General features: G+C 48.5%; 1 protein-coding gene. It reads right to left on the bottom strand.

All coding sequences use genetic code 11. The features are described from left to right. Positions 1-78: 78 nt before the first annotated feature. Positions 79-274: hypothetical protein (locus ACW9JC_RS30465; protein WP_457459704.1), on the bottom strand; the 196-nt coding region annotated here is incomplete at its 5' end.

Genomic DNA, 274 nt, shown 5'->3' with positions numbered 1-274 from the left:
AGGTGCTGGTGACCGCAAGGTCGTGGAAGTTCGAGTCTTCTTCTGGGCACCAATTTCGAGCTTGAGATTAGATCAATTTCAAGGCTCACACAAAAACCCGCGAAAGCGGGTTTTTTGCATTCTGGACGACTGGTTTATTAATTTTAAAATCAGGGGTTTACAGATCAAAATGCGCTCCGTATAGTGCGCCACATCAACAGCGGCGACGCTGAAGATGATTGCCCAGATGGTGAAATTGGTAGACACGCCAGCTTCAGGTGCTGGTGACCGCAAG

It is taken from the genome of Pseudomonas sp. SDO5591_S426 (assembly GCF_054070755.1).
This window is presented reverse-complemented; position numbering and strand designations above follow the sequence as displayed.